The 20037-nt window shown below is 57.2% G+C and carries 20 protein-coding genes; 9 read left to right on the top strand and 11 right to left on the bottom strand.

Going from position 1 to position 20037, the window contains the following annotated elements; all coding sequences use genetic code 11:
• Window positions 1-30 precede the first annotated feature (30 nt).
• The gene (locus H8B14_RS15465; protein WP_187316559.1) at window positions 31-672 is read left to right on the top strand and encodes a fasciclin domain-containing protein; all 642 of its coding nucleotides are present in this window, start codon (window positions 31-33) and stop codon (window positions 670-672) included.
• A gap of 109 nt (window positions 673-781) precedes the next feature.
• On the opposite strand, the gene rsgA is transcribed toward H8B14_RS15465, so the two are convergent.
• The 5 genes from rsgA to H8B14_RS15440 all read right to left on the bottom strand — a co-directional run bounded on the left by rsgA (window position 782) and on the right by H8B14_RS15440 (window position 6241).
• A complete protein-coding gene (rsgA, locus tag H8B14_RS15460) occupies window positions 782-1708 on the bottom strand; it encodes a ribosome small subunit-dependent GTPase A (RefSeq protein WP_187316558.1) in 927 nt (308 codons plus the stop codon).
• A gap of 132 nt (window positions 1709-1840) precedes the next feature.
• Window positions 1841-3085 carry a 3-deoxy-D-manno-octulosonic acid transferase gene (locus tag H8B14_RS15455; RefSeq protein ID WP_187316557.1) on the bottom strand — a complete coding sequence of 415 codons (1245 nt, stop codon included), beginning with the start codon at window positions 3083-3085 and terminating at the stop codon, window positions 1841-1843.
• Window positions 3086-3314: 229 nt separating this feature from the next.
• Complete coding sequence (locus tag H8B14_RS15450; RefSeq protein ID WP_187316556.1) at window positions 3315-3956, bottom strand: peroxiredoxin; 642 nt, start codon at window positions 3954-3956, stop codon at window positions 3315-3317.
• A 204-nt stretch (window positions 3957-4160) separates the two neighbouring features.
• Window positions 4161-4619: a Fur family transcriptional regulator gene (locus H8B14_RS15445; protein WP_187316555.1), complete on the bottom strand. Its 459-nt coding sequence runs from the start codon at window positions 4617-4619 to the stop codon at window positions 4161-4163.
• 248 nt (window positions 4620-4867) lie between these two features.
• A complete protein-coding gene (locus H8B14_RS15440) occupies window positions 4868-6241 on the bottom strand; it encodes an aspartate kinase (RefSeq protein ID WP_187316554.1) in 1374 nt (457 codons plus the stop codon).
• Window positions 6242-6337: 96 nt separating this feature from the next.
• Between H8B14_RS15440 and fbp the strand changes: the two genes are divergently transcribed.
• Complete coding sequence (fbp, locus tag H8B14_RS15435) at window positions 6338-7354, top strand: class 1 fructose-bisphosphatase (RefSeq protein WP_187316553.1); 1017 nt, start codon at window positions 6338-6340, stop codon at window positions 7352-7354.
• Window positions 7355-7462: 108 nt separating this feature from the next.
• Here fbp and H8B14_RS15430 read toward each other — a convergent pair whose 3' ends face one another.
• The 3 genes from H8B14_RS15430 to yihA all read right to left on the bottom strand — a co-directional run bounded on the left by H8B14_RS15430 (window position 7463) and on the right by yihA (window position 9257).
• The gene (locus tag H8B14_RS15430) at window positions 7463-8053 is read right to left on the bottom strand and encodes a DUF5606 family protein (protein WP_187316552.1); all 591 of its coding nucleotides are present in this window, start codon (window positions 8051-8053) and stop codon (window positions 7463-7465) included.
• A 31-nt stretch (window positions 8054-8084) separates the two neighbouring features.
• Complete coding sequence (locus H8B14_RS15425) at window positions 8085-8564, bottom strand: energy transducer TonB (protein WP_187316551.1); 480 nt, start codon at window positions 8562-8564, stop codon at window positions 8085-8087.
• 75 nt (window positions 8565-8639) lie between these two features.
• Entirely contained in the window at window positions 8640-9257 is a 618-nt protein-coding gene (yihA, locus tag H8B14_RS15420; RefSeq protein WP_187316550.1) for a ribosome biogenesis GTP-binding protein YihA/YsxC, read from the bottom strand.
• Window positions 9258-9785: 528 nt separating this feature from the next.
• Between yihA and H8B14_RS15415 the strand changes: the two genes are divergently transcribed.
• From H8B14_RS15415 to H8B14_RS15400, 4 genes are all read left to right on the top strand, one after another.
• Window positions 9786-11957, top strand: coding sequence for an OmpA family protein (locus tag H8B14_RS15415; RefSeq protein WP_315984840.1), 2172 nt, complete (start codon window positions 9786-9788; stop codon window positions 11955-11957).
• A 128-nt stretch (window positions 11958-12085) separates the two neighbouring features.
• The gene (gene ubiE, locus H8B14_RS15410; RefSeq protein ID WP_187316548.1) at window positions 12086-12814 is read left to right on the top strand and encodes a bifunctional demethylmenaquinone methyltransferase/2-methoxy-6-polyprenyl-1,4-benzoquinol methylase UbiE; all 729 of its coding nucleotides are present in this window, start codon (window positions 12086-12088) and stop codon (window positions 12812-12814) included.
• Window positions 12763-13587, top strand: a complete 825-nt coding sequence (porT, locus tag H8B14_RS15405; RefSeq protein ID WP_187316547.1) for a type IX secretion/gliding motility protein PorT/SprT — start codon at window positions 12763-12765, stop codon at window positions 13585-13587. Before ubiE ends, porT begins: the two co-directional genes overlap by 52 nt.
• 102 nt (window positions 13588-13689) lie before the next feature.
• Window positions 13690-14439: an SDR family NAD(P)-dependent oxidoreductase gene (locus tag H8B14_RS15400; protein ID WP_187316546.1), complete on the top strand. Its 750-nt coding sequence runs from the start codon at window positions 13690-13692 to the stop codon at window positions 14437-14439.
• Window positions 14440-14634: 195 nt separating this feature from the next.
• On the opposite strand, the gene H8B14_RS15395 is transcribed toward H8B14_RS15400, so the two are convergent.
• Both H8B14_RS15395 and cdd read right to left on the bottom strand, forming a co-directional pair.
• On the bottom strand, window positions 14635-15294 hold the full coding sequence (locus tag H8B14_RS15395) for an alpha/beta hydrolase (RefSeq protein ID WP_187316545.1): 660 nt from the start codon (window positions 15292-15294) through the stop codon (window positions 14635-14637).
• A gap of 71 nt (window positions 15295-15365) precedes the next feature.
• Window positions 15366-15857, bottom strand: coding sequence for a cytidine deaminase (cdd, locus tag H8B14_RS15390; protein WP_187316544.1), 492 nt, complete (start codon window positions 15855-15857; stop codon window positions 15366-15368).
• 268 nt (window positions 15858-16125) lie between these two features.
• Between cdd and H8B14_RS15385 the strand changes: the two genes are divergently transcribed.
• The 3 genes from H8B14_RS15385 to H8B14_RS15375 all read left to right on the top strand — a co-directional run bounded on the left by H8B14_RS15385 (window position 16126) and on the right by H8B14_RS15375 (window position 19211).
• On the top strand, window positions 16126-17493 hold the full coding sequence (locus tag H8B14_RS15385; protein WP_187316543.1) for a saccharopine dehydrogenase C-terminal domain-containing protein: 1368 nt from the start codon (window positions 16126-16128) through the stop codon (window positions 17491-17493).
• A gap of 79 nt (window positions 17494-17572) precedes the next feature.
• A complete protein-coding gene (locus tag H8B14_RS15380) occupies window positions 17573-18517 on the top strand; it encodes a hypothetical protein (RefSeq protein WP_187316542.1) in 945 nt (314 codons plus the stop codon).
• Window positions 18510-19211: an ATP-binding cassette domain-containing protein gene (locus tag H8B14_RS15375; RefSeq protein WP_187316541.1), complete on the top strand. Its 702-nt coding sequence runs from the start codon at window positions 18510-18512 to the stop codon at window positions 19209-19211. The genes H8B14_RS15380 and H8B14_RS15375 overlap by 8 nt, the downstream gene beginning before the upstream one ends.
• A gap of 59 nt (window positions 19212-19270) precedes the next feature.
• Here H8B14_RS15375 and H8B14_RS15370 read toward each other — a convergent pair whose 3' ends face one another.
• Entirely contained in the window at window positions 19271-19990 is a 720-nt protein-coding gene (locus tag H8B14_RS15370; protein WP_315984839.1) for a tRNA1(Val) (adenine(37)-N6)-methyltransferase, read from the bottom strand.
• Window positions 19991-20037: the final 47 nt, after the last annotated feature.

Below are 20037 nucleotides of genomic sequence, written 5' to 3'. Positions count from 1 at the left end.
GCATCTCAACCAATCCACTGTCTGTTTTCCATGAAAAAGAACATGCGCACCGCTTCGCTGAGCCTCTTATCGGCTGGTCTTCTCTCGTTTGGCCTGGCTAGCTGCGGCGACAACAAAACCGCCGAAACAACTACTACCACCGACGTAGCAACCACCACCGACTCGACAGCCATGATGGGTGATTCGGCCCGCATGGGGAAGCCGGAAGGCGTGATGGTTGATGGCGTGGCTATGACGCCCGATAAAACTATTGTGCAGAACGCAGTGCAGGCTAGCAGCGTGACCACGCTGGTAAAAGCCGTACAGGCTGCTGGCCTTGACGGCACGCTCAGCGGACCTGGTCCGTTCACGGTGTTTGCACCCACCAATGATGCTTTTGGTAAGCTGCCTGCCGGTGCCCTCGATGGCCTGCTGAAGCCTGAAAGCAAAGAGAAGCTGAAAGGCGTGCTTACTTACCACGTAATTGCCGGCCGCCTGCTAGCCCAGGACCTCAAGGATGGTCAGAAGTTGACCACCGTCAACGGCCAGCAGCTGACCGTGACGGCCAAGGACGGCAAAGTGATGATCAGTAACGGCAAAGACGCGCCCGTAAATGTGGCTATTGCCGATGTTGTTTCCAGCAACGGCGTAACGCACGTTATCGATGGCGTACTGTTGCCCACAGCGGAATAAATTTCCCTGCCTACAGAGCTTATAGTAAAGCCCGGCTGATGCAGCCGGGCTTTTTTTTGCGCCTAGGCCAAACCTCCCCGGCAGCAGAGCAGAGGTGAAGCCTGACAGCTTATTTCCGGTTGTCGTCGGCCTGCTGCATGCTCACGTAGCTGTCGTAGCGGGGTAGGGCTATGCGGCCTTTATCCACGGCTTCGCGCACGGCGCAGCCGGGCTCGTGCAGGTGCTGGCAGTTGTGGTAGCGGCACTGGTTGAGCAGAGCCCGCATTTCAGGAAAATAATGGGCCAGTTCGCCGGCTTTCATATCCACGAGGCCCAGTTCCTTAATGCCGGGCGTGTCGATGAGGAAAGTGCCGGGGCGCACCTCCAGCATTTCAGCAAACGTGGTAGTGTGTACCCCTTTATCAGAAAACTCGCTGATTTCGGCCGTTTTCAGATCGAGGTCGGGCACCAGCGCGTTGATGAGGGTGCTCTTGCCTACGCCGGAGTGGCCGGAAAGCAAGGTGGTTTTACCGTTGAGTTGGGCGTCGATTTCCGCTACGCCCTCGCCGGTGTGCGCCGAGCACCGCATGCCGGGATACCCGATGCGCTGGTACATGTCCAGAATCTGCTGCTGATAGTCGGCCAAGTCCTCGTCGTAGAGGTCCGTTTTGTTGAAGAGTAGCGTCACCGGAATCCGGTAGGCTTCAGCCGTCACCAGAAACCGGTCGATGAAGCCGAATGAGGTAGCCGGCGAAGCCAGTGTCACGACCAGCATAGCCTGGTCGAGGTTGGCGGCCACAATGTGGGCGTGCTCGGTTTTGTGCACCGAGCGCCGGATGATGTAGTTGCGGCGCGGCTCGATGTGGTGAATCACGCCGGCACCTTCCGTCTGCTCTTCCACCGTGAAAGCTACCTCGTCGCCCACGGCCAGTGGGTTGCTCACCTTCAGGCCCTTGATCTTAAACTTGCCCCGCAGCCGGCAGCGGTGTAGCTGGCCCGTTTCCGTTTCACGCACCACATACCACGAGCCTGTGGATTTTACTACGGTTCCGGTCATGAGAGTAATATAAGAGAATGAAGCACGTCATGCAGAACGCAGCGAAGCATCTCGCGTGTTGACGTTGTGGGAGTAGGTACTACACGAGCGAGATGCTTCGCTGCGCTCTGCATGACGGTGTTTTGGCGCTGCTCAGCGGCTCTTTTCCAGCCACTGCATGATCTTATTGGTGGCGCCGCTGTGGTCGTGTACGTAGTCGAGGCTGAGGTCCTGCACTTTCAGGCGTGCTTCTTCTTCATGAAACAAAAGCCCAAAAGCCCGTAGCAGTTCCTCAGAAGTTGTAATCGGGAAGGCGCAGCCCAGGTCCACCAAGTCTTCGGCTTCCTGAAACTTGTGGTACGTGGGGCCGAAAAACAACGGCAAACCAAAAGCAGCGGCTTCCAGCGTGTTGTGCAGGCCCTTCCCGAAAGCTCCTCCCACGTAAGCGAAATGCCCGAACCGGTACAGCTGGCTGAGCAGCCCTACATTGTCGAGGAGCAGCACGCGGGCCTGTGCCACAGTAGCGGGTTCGGCGCGGGAGTAGCGTACCACCTGGCCGGGCAATATGTCTTCCACCAGTCGTAGGGCCGCCTCGCTGATTTCGTGGGGCGCCACAATAAAGCGGAGCTGCGTGGCATACTGGCGCACCAGCGGCGTGAGAGCCGGTAGATCTTCGGGCCAGCTGCTGCCAATGATGAACACGGGCATCCAGTCGTCGGTGAAGGCGTCTACCAGCGGCAGCGGCCGGGGCTGAGCAGCGGCAGTGCGCACCACCGTGTCGAAGCGGGTGTCGCCGGCCACGCTGGCCTGCCGGATTCCGGCGCTGCGCAGCAGTTCGGTTGAGGTAGGGTTCTGGGTGAAGATGTGGGTGAAGCAGCCCAGGATTTTGCGAAAGAAGTGACCCCAGGGCTGGAAAAACAGCTGGTCGGGCCGGAAGATAGCCGACACGCAGATAGTGGTAACGCGCCGCCGCTGCAACTCGGCCAGATAGAAATACCAGAACTCGTACTTCACAAACACAGCTAGCTGCGGCTGTACAGCATCCAGAAAAGCTCGGGCATTGGCAGCCGTATCCAGCGGCAAATAAAAAATGTACTGCGCGCCAGGCCAGTGCTTGCGAACCTCGTAGCCGGAAGGTGAGAAGAACGTCAGCACGATTTTGTGGCTGGGGTAGCGGGCGGCGTAGGCTTCCATCAGGGGGCGGCCCTGCTCGAACTCGCCCAGGGAGGCACAGTGAAACCAGGCCAGTGGTGCAGTTTCAGCTTGCAGTGCTGCCTGAATTCGCGGCAGCAATCCATGCCGCCCCTGCACCCATTGCGCCGCTTTAGGCACAAAAAGCGCTACCAGTTGCAGCAGCCCCGCATACAGGCGCAGGATGACAGAATATAGGAAGGACAATTTTTAGGGCTTGGGACTTAGGGCCTAGGGCTCTGGAAAGAAGGTAACCAAAGCACCATGCCGGACATCAGGCGTTTGAAGCGAAGCAGGAATGCGCAAAAGTAAGTTTTTGCCAGCAGGGTAACTAAAAAGGTCCCGGCGAATCCGCCGGGACCTTTAAACTAAAGTAGCTTCTAAGCCCTAAGCCCTAAGCCCTAAGCCCTAAGCCCTAAGCCCTAAGCCCTAAGCCCTAAGAAGGGTTGGCTTGCTTGCCAAGATAAGTGGCGACACCTTCCCGGGTGGCCGACATAGCCTCTTTGCCTTCTTCCCAGTTGGCAGGGCATACTTCGCCTTTAACTTCGAAATACTGCAAAGCGTCCACCATGCGCATGGCTTCGTCGATGCTACGGCCGAGCGGGCCGTCGTTTACCACCTGGTGCCGCACAATACCGTCTTTGTCGATCAGGAACAGGCCGCGGTAGGCGAGAGGCGACCCGATGAAGGTCATTTCGCCGGCCTCGTTGTAGTCGTAGTGGCCGCCGAGCACATCGTAGTTGGCTGCAATGGTTTTAGTGGCGTCGGCTACCAATGGATACTTTACGCCCTCAATGCCGCCATTGTCGCGCGGCGTCTGCAGCCAGGCGAAGTGCGAGAAGTGCGTATCCGTCGAGCACCCCACTACTGCTACGCCTTTTGCCTCAAAATCGGCTAGGCGGTCCTGGAAGGCAATAATCTCAGTAGGGCAAACGAACGTGAAGTCGGCGGGGTAGAAGTAGAAGATGACGTGTTTTTTGCCCAGATAACGGTCGAGGGAGAAGTCTTCCTCGAATTCGCTGTCGATGACGGCGGTAGCTTTAAAAGAAGGGGCACGCTTGCCTACGAGAACTGCCATTGGTTGGTACTTAAGTGTTGGGTGATGAAAAGTGGAGCGACTGAGCGCTGAATAATGTAGCAAGAAAGTGAAATCAGGACGTCATCCTGCGCATATAGCCTACTTGGCCAGGCCGCACGGGCCTGCTCCTGGCAAGTGGTTGGTGGCACCGCGGGGCGTTTCCGCACAACAAAGGTCAGTGCTTTGTCTGGAATGAAAGGCCTTTTAGTCCTGTTGTCCTATCACCTTTTCGCCGGTGATGTGCAATGAGAAAGTGTGGGCCTGAAAGCCGGGCATGCTGCGTTGCGCAAAAAAATCCTGCAGTAAAGCATCCAGCTGCGGGTCGTGGAAATCCATGATTTCCTGCGTATCGGAGCAGATCAGGTGATGATGGGCCGAGCAGTCAGCATCGTAGCGGCGCGAGGAGCCTTCGGCCGAGGCTACACGCCGCGTGAGGCCAGCCTCCACAAAGGAATCGAGAGCTTTATATACTGTCCCCAGCGACAGATTGGGTACCTGCTGCACCACCCGCCGATGCACTTGCTCGGCAGTAGGGTGGCCTGGCAGGTGCAGCAGGCTTTCCAGAATGGTGAGGCGCTGGCGGGTGGCCCGCAGGCCAGCTTTGGCCAGCCGGTCGCGCAGGTGGCCCGGAGTGGGCGGCGTAGGGTCAGGGTGAAAGGTCACTAGGAAAAAATGCTTCTCCGCAAAGATACGCCTATAAGCCTGCACAAGCCAGAAATGTTCAGTCAGGCTGCTGGAACGTAGCTATCCGTTGTTCATTGTCGGTTGAACGACTGTCCTGCTGAGCGCAGCCGGAGTAGGAATTGAAGCATCTCCACCGCTTCGTGGTGGTAGTAACTGATTGCCCTCGGCAGAAATGCTTCGGCTCCGCTCAGCAGGACAGTTTTCCAACTAGCAATAACAACCAACAGCTACCCTCGGCACACCACCTGGAACGTTTGGCGTGTGCGCTGTTCCAGCAGCAGCTCGCGCCCTTCCGTGAGACGCTGGATACTGGCAGCATCGTAGTTTTTAATGGTATATAGCTCCAGGCCCGTGTTGTAGTGAATGGAAAACTGTCCGCGCAATAGCTCCAGCAGCTTCTCAAGGCGGTAGGCTGAAAAGTCGGTGCACACAGAGAAGCTGATGGCCGAATTCTGCATCAAATGAATCTTGAGCCGCACCTGAGCCAGCGCCCCAAAGATTACCTCCAGATTTTCCTCGGAAATGAACGTGAGGTCCTTGCTCTCAAAGGACACCAGGCACTGCCCGTCTTTGCGGATGAAAGCCGGCGCCAGCAGCCCATGGCGGCAGTCGTGGATGCGGGTGCCCTCGGCGCTGGGGTCCAGAAACGACTTCACTAGCAGCGGAATCCGGCGCACGGCCAGCGGCTTGATGGTTTTGGGGTGAATCACGCTGGCGCCGTAGTACGCCATTTCAATGGTTTCCTGGTAGCTGATTTCCGGGTAGCGCACCGTATCCCGAAAAAATTTGGGGTCGGCATTGAGCAAGCCCGCCACGTCTTTCCAGATTGTCACTGACTCGGCCCGTAGGCAATAAGCAAAGATGGCCGCCGTGTAGTCGGAGCCCTCGCGGCCCAGCGTGGTAGTAGGCTGGTGCCAGTCCGACATGCCGATGCTTTCCAGATGCGGATTTAGTGCCCGCACACCAGGAGCGCCGCCTATAAATCCTTGCGTAATGGTGATATGGTGTTCGAAAGCGGCGTGTTCATCCTCCTGGAAACGGTCAAGCTGAGTTTGTGTATCCGTCCAGTCGACTTTCCCTTCCCGCCACATGTCATCGGTGCAGATAACTCGGCGGGCATCAAGCCAGCGCCAATACCGAACCGTAGCCGGCAGCTCATTTTCGCGGTGCAAAAACTCATATACCAGCTGTGACGACAGCAACTCGCCGTAGCTCACTATCTGGTCGTATTGATAATCATAATTGTTTTGAGCATTCACTGCAGCTAGTGCAGTCCGAAGCTCGCGCAGCCAAGTCTGAATGTTGAGGTATTGCGTATCGCCCTCTTCGTCTTGCTTTTCTGGTCCTAAGAGTTCCGCAGCTGTTGCCAGATGAAATGTTTCCACCTGCTGCAATGCCTCCTCGTAAGGCTGCCCCTCGAACGCCAGTTGAAAAATCCGTTCCAGCGCATTGGTGGTTTTGCCCATCGCCGACACCACGATGAGTAGCGGCGCGCCGGCTCCATATTCCTGCACGATATGACCAAGGTTGCGGATGGCCGCCGCATCTTTCACGGAGGCGCCACCAAACTTGTAGACTTTCAACTGGGAAGATTCCTGCATAGGCCCAAATGTAGGGCGGAACGGATATTTGTGCCACTACGCCCGAAAAAGGTTAATTTTGGCTTCCCACCCATCCGTTCATTCTCTCAGGATTTTATGAATCAACACGACAAGCTGGCGCTGCCCGTAGGCACCACCCTGGACCGTTTCATCATGCGCAAGCAGGAGGATTTTCCTTATGCTACCGGCGAACTAAGCCAGTTGCTGCGCGATATTGCCTTAGCGGCCAAAATCGTGAACCGCGAAATCAACCGCTCCGGCCTCATTGATATTGCCGGCGCCTACGGCAACCGCAACGTGCAGGGCGAAGACCAGCAGAAGCTCGACGTTATTGCCAATATCCGCTTTATTCGGGCCCTGCGTAACGGCGGCGAGGTGTGTACTATCATCAGCGAGGAAGACGAGGAAGTCATCCAGACCGGCAACGTGCAAGGCAAGTACATCGTGGCCATTGACCCGCTCGACGGCTCCAGCAACATCGATGTAAACGTGTCTATCGGTACTATTTTCAGCATTTACCGGCGTGTATCCCCCACCGGAGGCGAGGGCACTATGGCCGACTGCCTGCAGAGCGGCACCCATCAGGTAGCTGCCGGCTACGTGATTTACGGCTCCAGCACCATGATGGTGTACACCACCGGCAATGGCGTCAACGGCTTCACCTACGAGCCCAGCCTGGGTGAGTTTTTCCTGTCGCACCCCAACATCCAGTCGCCAAAATCGGGTAGCGTGTACTCCGTGAATGAAGGCAGCTCCGCTTCTTTCTCGCCTGGCATGGCTGCTTATGTGGCGCATTGCAAGGAGCAGGGCTACTCGGCCCGCTATATCGGCTCACTGGTCGCCGACTTTCACCGCAACCTGCTCAAGGGCGGCATCTACATCTATCCGTCTACGCAGAAGTCGCCGAAGGGCAAGCTGCGCCTCATGTACGAGTGCAACCCGCTCGCCTTCATCGTAGAGCAGGCCGGCGGCAAAGCCAGCAACGGCCACATGCGCACCATGGAAATTGAGCCGCTGGATATGCACGACCGGTGCCCACTGTTTATTGGCTCCATGGACCTGGTAACTCAGGCTGAAGAGTTTATGGCCCGCGAGCTGGCTCCAGCCGAATAACTGGTGCGGCTTTAGCCGCTTAGCGCTGCTGCCAATCCACAAACAAAAAACAGATGCCCGGCTGCGCTTGCGCAGCCGGGCATCTGTTTTTTGTTTGTCCAGAAAGAGCTAGTCTTTCTTCTTAGCAGTCTTTTTGGTCGTCTTTTCCGCTTCTTCAGCTGGCTCGGCTGCTTTTCTTTTGGCTTTCGGCTTTTCCTCAGCAGCCGTATCGTCAGATTTTTTAGCTGTTTTTTTAGGCGCAGATGAAGCCGAGGTTTCCGTCTCGGTGGCAACAGGCTCCGAGACTGTAGCAGCTTCCTCAGCTGCTTGATACTTCAGGCGGCTGCTTATTACATGGTACCACTGCACCAGCTTTTTGATATCAGACATGTACACCCGGTCCCGGTCGTAATCAGGAATGATTTCGCCCATGAAAGCAGTCAGGTCCCGATCATCCGACTTGTTGGTGATGGCCAGGCTGCTACCATGCTTTTGGTAAATCCGGTCAAAAACTTCCGTCAGCGGCACCGTCTGGTCGTAATCCTGGGTGTAGATGGAAATCTCCTGCAGCAGAGACACCTTGTTGCGGGCCGAAGCTACGGAGCGGGTCGCCTGCTTATTGAGGGCTTCCACGATAACGCCAGCGCGGGTTGGCTTCACGAGGCGGTACAGACCGGGCATTCCGCTGATAGCGGCAATCTCCTTCAGGTCGTAGGGCATAGGGGTAAAACAGTTGTTGGAAAAAGCAAAGTTACTCAGTTGCGGCGGCTTGGCCGGGTGCTGGTAGCTTAAATACGATGGGCAGGCTGGTAAGTACGGCGTAATCAGGCTTTTTGAACTGCAGCAGGCGCACCACACGCAGCGCTTCTTCTCCGCAGCCCCCGCCGATGTTTTTCACCAGTTTAATGCCCGACATAGTGCCGTCCGTATTCAGCGTAAAGCTCACGATGCAGGTGCCCTGAATACGGTTGCGGCGGGCCATTACCGGATACTTCTTCTCCTTCTCAATGAAGGCATACAAGCCGTCCTGACCACCTTCGTAATACTCCGCCACGGGAATGGTTTTCGCCACGTTCCCAATCTGGTGGGCAGGTGCAGTTGGTGCAGCTTCCGGCACCACCGTTTCCGGAGCGGGTCCGTCCGTCTTGACCTTTACTTTGGTTTTCTGCGCCAATGCCGGTACCGAACAGGCCAGCAGGCCCAGGGCCAGCGCGAAGGAAGTTTTTTTCATGAGCGAGTCAACAAAACAGGGAAGAAAAACAGCTGGAATAATCCAGCGTAGTACCCAGACAATTACGGGGCCAATCTACACAATCTCCTCCGTTTGGGTTATTTGGCGGTTTACATCTTCAATGAACGCTAGTACCTCGTCGCGGCCGGTTTTTTCCTCTGCCGACGTGACAAAATGCCGGGGAACCTCGTCCCACGATTCACTCATCTTCTGCATATATTCCGTTACGTTCTGGTGCGTGCGGCTCCCCGATTGTTTGTCGGCTTTCGTAAAAACCATTACGAATGGAATGCCCTCGGTGCCTAGCATTTCCATAAATTCCAAGTCTACAGCTTGTGGTTTATGCCGGGAATCAATGAGCACAAACACACACGATAAGTTTTCGCGCTGGCGCAGATAGAAATTAATCATGCGGCCCCACTGTACGCGGCTGTCTTTGCTGACCTTCGCGTAACCATAGCCCGGTAAGTCAACCAGATACCACTCCTTGTTCACCAAAAAGTGGTTGATAAGCTGCGTTTTTCCTGGTAGGGAAGAAGTTTTTGCAAGTCCTTTACGCTCCAGTAGCATATTAATAAGCGAGGACTTTCCCACGTTGGAACGTCCAATAAAAGCGTATTCAGGCAGCGTGGGCGGCGGACATTGGTCCACCCGCGTGTTGCTCATCAAAAAAGAAGCGTCACGGATTTGCATAATAAATCGAACTGGTGTGGCGGCAAAGGTACGCCCAGAAACACTTTGCCACTGCCATGCTCACCTGCCTACAGGAAAAGCAAAATTCATGGCCTAGATGAGGTTGTTTGCAAAGCAGGCCTATATTTGCGCGGTTCGAATGCCCGGCCCAAACAAAATTAATGGCATTGAATTATATTTTTTTGGGCTGATACAATAATTTTAATTAATTGGATGGGACTAAGGCGGTATTATAAAATTTCTATCTTTGCCCCCAAATTCCTTTGCCTCACACTCGCCAGTATCTCAAAACAAGCAGCATAAAGAAGAGATTCCACTCTTCTTAGCGTGAAAAAAATAGTTCCCTACTTAACCCTAGGACAGGTTTTCAGTATAAGAGGCATCTTACCGAAAAACTACTGCTGCCAGCAGCATTCGCACCTGGGTTAACTCCTCTTGCAACTCCTTATTCCTCAAACCCCTCCTCAGATGGACAACTTAGTCAAAAGGTTATTGAAAGCCTCTTGCGCCTTAGCTCTTACCGCTGCCGTGGCCCAGCCTGCGCTGGCCCAGAGCACGCGCCAGCAGCTTAAGACTGCAAATAAGTTATTCGACCAAGAGAACTACCGGGCCTCCATTCCTTACTATGAGCAGGTATTAGCCAAGGAGCCTAACAATGCATTGGCATTGTTCCGGGCTGGTATTTCTTACATGTCGTTTGATAAGGAGAAGGCCAGCGACTACATCTATAAGGCCCAGAAGCTGAAGCCGAAAGTTGCCAAGGATGTAGAATACTGGTTGGGCCGCGTTGACCACCTTAACTACAACTTTGACGAGGCCATCACGCACTACCAGGCGTATAATGCTACGCTGAAGCCTAAGGATACGCGCAAAGCACAGCTGGCCCAGCTGATTCAGCATTCGAAAAATGCCAAGGTGCAGTTCAACAGCCCCAAGGATATTTTCGTGAAAAACCTGGGTCCGACGATTAATACGCCGTACTCGGAGCACAGCCCGGTGATTTCGCAGGACGATAAAATCCTGCTCTTCACGTCGCGTTCCGACAACATGAGCGCCCAGTCGATTGCACAGGACGCCAAGAACAAGAAGGATAAAAACCTTGCCACCGACGGACAGTACTACGAGAATATCTATGAGGCTCGCCGTATCGACGACGAGAACTGGGAGAAGCCTCGTTCGTTGAGCACCGTACTCAACGGCAAAGGCCACGACGCTTCGATTCAGGTGTTCGACAACGACACCAAGCTGCTGATGTACCGCAACGACGAGAACGGCGACATTATGTACGCCGAGAAGTCGGGTGCTGATTGGACGGAGCCGAAGAAGTTGAACGATAACATCAACTCTAAGGCGTTTGAATCGGATGCATACATCACGCCGGACGGCCGCACCATCTACTTCTCTACGGGTAAGTACTCGGAGGACGGTACGCTGGACATCTACTACGCAACCCGCCAGCAGGGTGGCGACTGGGGCACGGCCAAGCCGGTTGCAGGCATCAACACCAAGTACGACGACGACAGCCCGTACCTGAGCAAAGACGGCCGGACACTGTACTTCGCTTCGCGTGGCCACAATACCATGGGCGGCTACGACATCTTCAAGTCGGATTACGACTCGGTGGGCAACAAGTGGGGCCGCCCCGAGAACATGGGCTATCCGGTGAATACGCCGGATGATGATACATACTACCGTCTGAGCCCGAACGGCTCGTACGCTTACCTGTCGTCGTATCGCATCGGTGGTTATGGTGAGAAGGATATCTACACCATCAACTACATCAAAAACGCCATCATCCGGGGAAAAGTGTTCAGCAAGCGCGACAGCACGACGGTAATCCCAGGCGTAGAGGTGGTGTTCAGCGGTACGCAGGCCGACAAAACGGCACTGAGCTACCGTGACGTGACCAAGCCCGAAACCGGCGACTACCAGGTGAATGTGCTTTCGGGCCGTACCTACCAGGTAGCTGCCTCCAAGGACGGCCAGAATGTAGCCACTGAGGAATTTGCAGTACCCGTATCGACCAACGATTCGACGGTAATTGAGAAGAACTTCTACGTAGACTACATCGACACCAGCATGGTGGCAGGTGTGGCTATGAAGCCAATCTACTTCGATACCGACAAGTACAAGCTGCGGGCTGAGAGCATCACGGAGCTGAACAACATTGCCGCTATCCTGGCTGCCAACCCCGGCGTAAATATCTCCATCGAAGGCCACTGCGACTCGCGCAACACCGACGAGTACAACATGGTACTGGGCCAGAACCGGGCTAATGCTGCTTACAACTACCTGAAGAAGCAGGGCGTAAATGAGACCCGCATGGTAACGGTTAGCTACGGTGAGCGTCGTCCGGCCGCTGGCAACGACACGCCGGAGAACATGCAGCTTAACCGCCGCGTAGAGTTCCGCACCATCCTGAAAGAAGGCGAAGCCATGCCAACCATGACGCCGCCTGCTACGCCTACTTCCGGTACGCCGGTGCGTACTACGCCGCTGCAGCCTGGCAAGAGCAAGGTGAAGATGGCCGACGGCACCAAGGTGAAAACCAAAGTGGACGAGGACAGCGACAAAGTTAAAGTGAAAACCAAAGGTGCTTCGGACGAGAAGAGCAAGACGGTAACCAAAGAAGGTACCATCGATGCCAAGACCAAAGATGCCAACGGCGAGAAGACCAAAGTGAAGACAGACAACGACTAAGTTGCTTCCAGCAGCTAGTAAAACGGGCCGGGCAAATTGTCCGGCCCGTTTTTTTTCAACATAATGGCCGAACCCACGTTATGTTTGGGCAATTTCGCCCCTGAATTCTCGTTGTTCGCCCCAGAACCATGGCCGTAGTACCCTACAAAGACGACACCGCCGGCAAAAAGTCGCAGGTGGCGCATATGTTCAACAGCATAGCCGGGAAGTACGACTTCCTGAACCACTTCCTAAGTGCTGGCACCGATATCTACTGGCGGCGTAAGGCTGTGGGCGAACTGACACAGCTGCGCCCGGCCCGGATTCTGGATATTGCTACCGGAACGGCTGATTTCGCTATTGAGACCCTACGGGCTGCCTCGGCCGACGCCCAAGTGACGGGCGTAGACATTTCGGAAGGCATGCTGGCTGTCGGGCGCCGTAAGCTGGAAGCCAAGGGCCTTACCAACCGGATTAAGCTGGAACTAGGCGATTCTGAGAACCTGCCATTTCCAGACAACCACTTTGATGCAGTCACCGCCTCGTTTGGGGTGCGCAATTTCGAAAACCTGGCCATTGGCCTGGCTGAAATGCGCCGGGTACTGCGGCCGGGCGGCAAGCTCGTGATACTGGAGTTTTCCAAACCCACGGCCTTTCCTATGAAGCAGGCTTACAATTTTTACTTCCGGCATATTCTGCCGGTATTTGGCAAACTCATTTCCAAGGACCGCGCCGCCTATACGTACCTGCCCGAATCGGTGCAGGCCTTTCCGGATGGCCCCGACTTTCTGGCTATTCTCCGGCAGGTTGGCTTTACTACTCCCGCATGGCAACCCCTCACTTTCGGCATCAGCTCCATCTACACCGCACTCAAGTAAGCCAATTCACGCTGGCCGGGTTGCTGGCTTTAGCCATACCTCTTAGTAGCCTTGCTCAGAATAATAGCCGCTCCAGCGCCAGCCGGGGCAAAGGGGGCCGCGTTAAGTCCATTACGGTGCAAAACCTGCCTGGCTATGACGACAAGTGGTTTCACCCGGGGTTTTTCATTGCGCCTAACTTTTCCAGCTATAAGATCGAACAGTCGCCAGCGTATATTGCAAACTTCGGCACTTCGCGGGGCGTAACGGCTAATTCCAAGATAAGCCCTGGTTTTTCTGTTGGCTTTGTGGGAGATGCGCGGCTCAATGATTACCTGAATCTGCGCTTTGCGCCGGGCGTAAGCTTTATCACGCGCCAGATTGAGTTCAAGCCTGACGGCTACATTCCTGACCCTGCCAATGAAGACGACCCACCGGAAATCCTGACGCAGGAAGTAGGAGCCACACAAGTGGATCTGCCGCTGCTGGTGAAGTTTCATTCGGAGCGCCGCCGCAATACACGCGTGTACATAGTGGGCGGCCTCAAGCCCAGCGTGAATGTGGGAACCCGCCGTAAAGACCCGGAGCGCAACCAACTGTCGGTGGCCAGCAGTGACTTGGCTATCGAGTATGGAGTAGGGCTCGATTTGTTTTACCCGTTCTTCAAGTTTGCGCCAGAGCTGCGCTTCTCGCACGGGCTAAGCAATCAACACCAAGGCGTCGATAACATCTACAGCCGCAGCTTGCAAAGTCTGCGCAGCAATACGGTAACGCTGTACCTGAATTTTGAGTAAATCACAGCTGCATATCTGAACCGAGAAATGGCTGGCCACCCAACATTCTGTTGGTACGGTCGGCCATTTCTCGGTTCAGGCAGGTAGCGTTTAACTGCATTTATGAAAACTGCTTTCATCACCGGTGCTTCTTCGGGTATTGGCCGGGCCACGGCCATAGCGCTGGCGCAATCCGGCTTTCAACTGGTTATTACCGGACGCCGCCGCGAGAAGCTGGAGGAACTGGCCCGGGAGCTGCTGGATACTCCAACGCACATTCTCACTTTCGACGTGCGCGACCGGGGCGCGGTGGAAGCTGCGGTGGGTAGCCTGCCTGATGCTTTTGCCACTATTGACGTGCTGATCAATAATGCGGGCAATGCCCACGGGCTGGCTCCGGTTCAGGACGGCAGCCCAGATGACTGGGACGCTATGCTGGACGGGAACGTGAAAGGCCTGCTTTACGTGAGCCGGGCTGTGCTGCCAGCCATGACGCAGCGGCAGGTGGGCCATATCGTTAACATTGGCTCTGTAGCCGGCTCGGAGGCCTACGCAAATGGCAACGTGTATTGTGCATCCAAAGCGGCCGTGTCGATGCTAACCAAGACAATGCGCCTGGACCTGCTCCCGCACAATATCCGGGTGGCCGAAGTGAACCCTGGCGCAGTGGAAACAGACTTCTCCAAGGTGCGCTTTAAAGGGGATGAAGCCCGCGCTGAGGCAGTATACAAAGGGTTTCAGCCGCTTGTAGCGCAGGATGTAGCCGAAGTTATCCAGTTTATGGTGACGCGCCCGCCACACGTGAACGTGGCTGAAGTGCTGTTGCTGCCAACAGCGCAAGGTGCGGCGGCGACTATTCGGCGCGAGGCCTAGCGCACAAGCAGCCTATTGCTAACGGCCCAACTGATGATAAGAACGTGTTTAGGATTTTATGAAAGCGTCGATTCCTTCATGTTGAGCTTACCGAAGGGTTTCTGCTGTTTCGTTGCAGTAACGGTTAGTGAGCACTGCAGTCGGGATATTTCGACAGGCTCAGCATGACGTTCTCCTTAAATTTATAAACAAGATCTAAGCTGGCCGGAAAGCTAATTGTTGCAGCAGGCCGGCATGAAGCGTATGCTGACCGGCGAAGCGTAGTAGCTCCGGCTCTGTGCCGAAGCCACGCAGAAAGTCGCGCTGCTTTTCAATGTCGGCGGGCGAGACGAACTCATCGGCGTCGCCGCAGACCAACGTAACCGGCAAACCGCGCAGCAACTGGCCCGCCGCCTGGAAGTCCATGTCGGGCGGGAAAGCGCCGGCCCACAGGATAAGCCGGGCCGGCCGGAAGGCTGCGTGCGCCAGCCAGCGGCTAACGGTAGCAGCGCCCTGCGAGAAGCCCAGCACCGTCACGCGCACATCGGGTGCGGCAAGAGGCAGGAGGGATGCCGCCAGTTGGTTGAGATAGGCAACGTAGTCGTCGATTTCGGTGAGCCGGTCTTCACGCGTCATCCAGGTGGCACCTACGCGCCCGCCAGTGCCCTGCAGATAGAACCGTGACAGTCCCTCTGGCGCCACAACAACCAGCGTCGGGTCGGTGGTACTCAGGGCGGCGAAGTGCCGAATGAAATATTGCGCCAGCTGACCGTAGCCATGGCATACAAACCATACCTGCCGGGTAGCGGCCGTGAGCTCACCCAGCTGAAAGTAGCGGGCCGTGCGCGTAACGGGTAAGTGGTGTTCCTGAGCCATAGAGCATAGAATACAGCCAAAGCTGCCGGGAAGTCAGCCCAAAAAAAGCCTAAAGCCCTAGTAATGCTCGCCTACCCTTTCTGGGGCAAGTCGTCGGCACTGAAGCCGAAGGGCAGCAGATCGGAAAGGCTGCGAAACCGATAGATGCTGCCATTCGGGCCGGGCATCAGGAGCGGAATAGCTTGCTTCTGGCGATGCTCATACTCGGCCATCACCTGGCGGCAGGCCCCGCACGACGACACCGGCACAAAGTCGCCGGCTGCAGGGCGGGCGGCCACGGCCATGCCCAGAATGCGCCGCTCGGGCTGCGAAGCCGCTAAGCCAAACAACGCGGTGCGCTCCGCGCATAGTCCCGAAGGAAAAGCGGCGTTTTCCTGGTTGGTGCCCCGGAAGATGGTGCCGTCGTCGAGTAGGAGAGAGGCGCCGACGTGAAAATGGGAATACGGCGCGTAGGCCTGGTCGGTGGCGGCGCGGGCAGCCTGCCAGGTGGTAGCTTCGGCGGGCGTTAGCTCGGCTTCAGTGAGAACCTCGACGTGAATAGTGAGGTGGAGCGGGTGGGCCATGAAGTAGGCAGAAATAGATATTGCGGTACCGGCTCGCGGCCCCGGCTGTAGAAGGGGCGGTGAATGTACTACAATTCTTACGCAATGACGCCAACTGGCTTGCTGAAGGCGTAGCTGGCAGCCAGTACGCGGCAGAGTTTCGCTGCCACTGCGTGATGTGCGCGCAGGGAGGTAGCAGCTGATTGGCTGGAATTCACTAGAATTGACCCCGCTTTGTGCTGTTTCGTTTGCCAAGCCGACGACGCTATTCCCCCGCAAATTCCCCTGCATGACTCGTATTACCTTGCTAGGAGCCGGCCGCTCTGCTTCCTCGCTGATTCAGTATCTGCTGCGCCAGGCAGCCACCGAAAACTGGCAAATCATTGTAGCAGATGCCAATCCTGCGCATCTGGCGCCGGTGCTGGCCGCTCACAGCGAATATGCCCGTGCTGTGCCCTTCGCGCTGGAAGACGAAACCCTGTTGCAGGAATTGGTAGCTAACTCCGACATCGTTATTTCAATGCTGCCGGCTCTTCTGCACGGCCCGGTGGCCCGGATGTGTGTGCAGCTAGGCCGGCATCTGGCTACGGCCAGCTACGTGAGTGAGGAAATCAGGGGGCTTGATGCCGCCGCACGAGTTGCGGGCAGTACGTTGCTGATGGAATGTGGCCTCGACCCCGGCCTCGACCATATGTCGGCTATGGCTATGATTGAAAATATCCGTGCCCGTGGCGGCCGGATTACGTCCTTCAAGTCGTATTGCGGCGGCCTTCTGGCGCCCGATTCGGAAGGTGATAATCCGTGGAAGTACAAGTTCACCTGGAACCCGCGCAACGTGGTGCTGGCCGGGCAGGGAACGGCCAAATACCTGGAAAACGGCCGGGCGCGCTTCATTCCGTACCAGCACCTGTTTGCCCGCACCGAAACGATTACGATGCCGGGTTACGGCGACTTCGACGGCTACGCCAACCGGGATTCGCTCGGCTACCGCGCGCCCTATGGGCTGGAGGATATTCCCACGATTCTGCGGGGCACGTTGCGCCGGGCCGGCTATTGCGCCGCCTGGCATGCGCTGGTTTGCCTGGGCTTGACGGATGATTCGGTACACCTTGGAAACTCAGCCGATCTGACGTGGCGCGAGCTGCTGGAATCGTACTTGCCGGTTGCGGTGCCGCATACCACCACTGAAATCGAACTGGCTGCGCATTGCGCCAACTATTTAGGCTTGCCGCTGGCGGGGCCTGAAATGCAGCGGCTACAATGGCTGGGGATGTTCACCGAACAACCGGTAGGCCTTGCCGACGCCACGCCCGCGCAGCTGCTGGAGCGCCTGCTGACGGAAAAGTGGCAGCTGCAGCCCACCGACCACGACATGATTGTGATGCAGCACCTGTTCGAGTTCGAACTGGCTGGCGTGCATTATGATAGTACTTCGTCACTGGTCGTGCTCGGCGACGATGCCACGCACACGGCTATGGCCAAGACCGTAGGACTGCCGCTGGGCATGGCCGTGCGCCGCCTGGCGCGGGGTGAAGTGGCCACCCGTGGGGTGCTCATCCCTACCCGCGCCGACTTGTACAAGCCTATTTTGGCTGAGTTGGCCGCCGACTATGGCGTTCGGTTCGAGGAGCACGAAACAGTGCGTCAGTTCCGTTAGAGCAGCTGCAGGTGAGTGCCTGCCGTATTGAATACGCTTTGAGAAGTTTCACTGTCTTGAATCGGTAATATCTGCGCGCTTGAAACGGTATCTGTGGCTGCGGCTACGAATAGCAGGCCGACTGCTGGCTGAGCTGGGCTGGTGGCGGCTGGCGCTGCTGGGGCCTTTTCTGCTGCTGGCCGTGGCGCGGGCTTTGTTTGTGCTGGCTCCGCACGCTGCCGGGCAGTGGCTGGTGCCGCTGGTAGTGGCGGGGCTGGTGGCCAGCCAACACCGCCGCCGTCCGGATCTGGAGTTTCTGCAGCTGACGGCGCCTCGTTTTCGGCCGTGGCTGGCTCTGGAGTATGGGTTGTGGAGTTTGCCGGTTGCCGCAGCCCTTTTAGGGCTTGGACGCGTCTGGCCAGCCTTGCTGACTGTGGTGCTGGCCGCTGCTGCCGCCTGGCTACCCGCTGCCACCAATCAGGCAGGCATGCGCGGCCGCCTCAGTCTGGTGCGCAGCGAATCGCTGGAGCTGGTGAGTGGCTTCCGCCAAATGCACGCCGAATTATGGTGGCTGCTATTGCTGGCAGCAGCGGCCTGGTGGCGGCAGCACCCGATAGTGCCGGCGCTGGCCCTGGCGGCTTGGGTGCTGCTGCTGGTTGGCTGCTATGGCACTCCTGAGCCCTGGACGCTGCTGCTGCCCGCACTGCGGCGGCCAGGCGTGTGGCTGCGGCGGCGGGTTGGGCTGGCTGTATTGTATTTCCTGCTCACGGCCGCGCCATTTGCCGGATTGCTGGCCCTGGGGCCTGCTGGCCTGAGCGGGGCCGCGTTGCTGCTGGTGTGGGGCGGAGCCTTGCTGCTGATGGTCGTGCTGGCCCGTTATGCCTTCTACCCCGACGCGCTATTGGTGCGCCTCACGCAAAGCGGCGTGGTGGCCATGACAGTGCTGCTTGCTGGCCACCCCGTTTTCCCCGCGTTGCTGCTGGTTGTTTTCAGTGGCCTGATCTGGAAAAGCCGCCATCGTTTGTCCACTTTTCGGCATGATTGAAATACGTAACCTGAGCAAAGCCTTCGGCACCCAGCAGGTATTGCAGGAAGTGAGCCTGACGCTACGTCCTGGTACGTTGCACGGCCTGGTAGGGGCCAACGGCGCTGGCAAAACCACCTTGCTCCACTGCCTCTACGGCTTGCATGCCGACTACCGGGGTACTGTGGCGGAAAGCACCGGCCTGCCGATCCGGCCGCATACGGGGCTGCTGCCCTACGAGCCCTATTTCTACCCGCGCCTCACCGGGCGCGAGTACCTGGAGTTCACGCTGCAGGCCTGCGGGCGGCGTATCCCGGATTTCAACGGCTGGAACCAGCTGCTGGAACTGCCGCTCGACCAATACGCCGAAGAGTATTCGGCTGGCATGAAAAAGAAGCTGGCATTGCTGGCGCTGCTGGTGCAGCCTTTCCGCTACCTCATCCTCGACGAGCCCTTCAATGGCCTCGACCTGAACGCCAACCTGCTGCTGATGGAAATTCTGCGGCGGCTGCGCGAGCAGGGCACTGGCATTCTGCTGACCTCGCACTTGCTGGGCTCCCTCACGGAACTCTGCGACGAGCTGACCGTACTGGCCGATGGCACCGTGCGCCGCCGCTATGTTGCGGCCGAGTTTGGGCAGGTGCAGGCTGATTTGCTGGATGAGTTTTACCAGGACAAGCTGGCTCAGGTGCGCCAGCTACTCCCCACAACGTAGAAAATTTATATCTGTAGCAAACCAGAACGGCCGATGCACCAAGCCAACTAAAGGCTGGCTCATAGGTCCAGGTAAAACGGCCGCAGTAGCGCCTGAAACTCCTGGGAGTACTGCTCGTTGGTGTCCCGCACCAGTATTTCGGTTGGCTGGAATGTGGCCCGCTGGCGCCCAAAGGTGGTAATATGGCGCAACGGCTTGCTGCCAGCCCGGTGCCGCAAGACGAGCTGCGCCACCGGCCATAGTCCCGCCAAGGTTGCGGCCCGCTCGAAGTGCTGCATTTCTGGCGGTGGCAGCAGTACCGTGAGGTGGCCGGCGGGCGTCAGAAAGTCAGCGGCAAAGGCAGCCAGTTCCTCAAAGGTCAGCGAGGCGTCGGTGGTGTGGCGGGCGGTGGTGCGCCGGGCATCGGGGGAGCGGAGCGAGTGGCGGAAAAAGGGCGGGTTGCAGAGAATACAATCGAAAGGGGCGGGGCGAGTGGCAGCTAGGCTAGCTAGTGGCTGCGCATGCAGCGTCAGGCGCGGCGCCCAGGGGCTGGCCTGGAAGTTGGCTGTGGCCTGCGCGGCGGCGGCCGGGTCCAGTTCCACGGCATGAATATCGGCAGTGGCAGTGCGCTGGGCGGCCATCAGGGCCAGCAGGCCGGTGCCGGTGCCAATATCCAGCAGCCGCTGGGCCCCGGCTACTGGGGCCACGGCGCCCAGCACGCAGGCGTCGGTGCTGACTTTCATGGCGCATTCGCCCTGCTCGACCCGAAATTGCTTGAACTGAAAATACGAATTGGCCACGGCAGATTATAGCAGCTACAGCCACAAAGGTCAGCAGAATCAGTTAG

The sequence above is a fragment of the Hymenobacter puniceus genome (assembly GCF_014333525.1).
Lineage (GTDB): Bacteria > Bacteroidota > Bacteroidia > Cytophagales > Hymenobacteraceae > Hymenobacter.
This window is presented reverse-complemented; position numbering and strand designations above follow the sequence as displayed.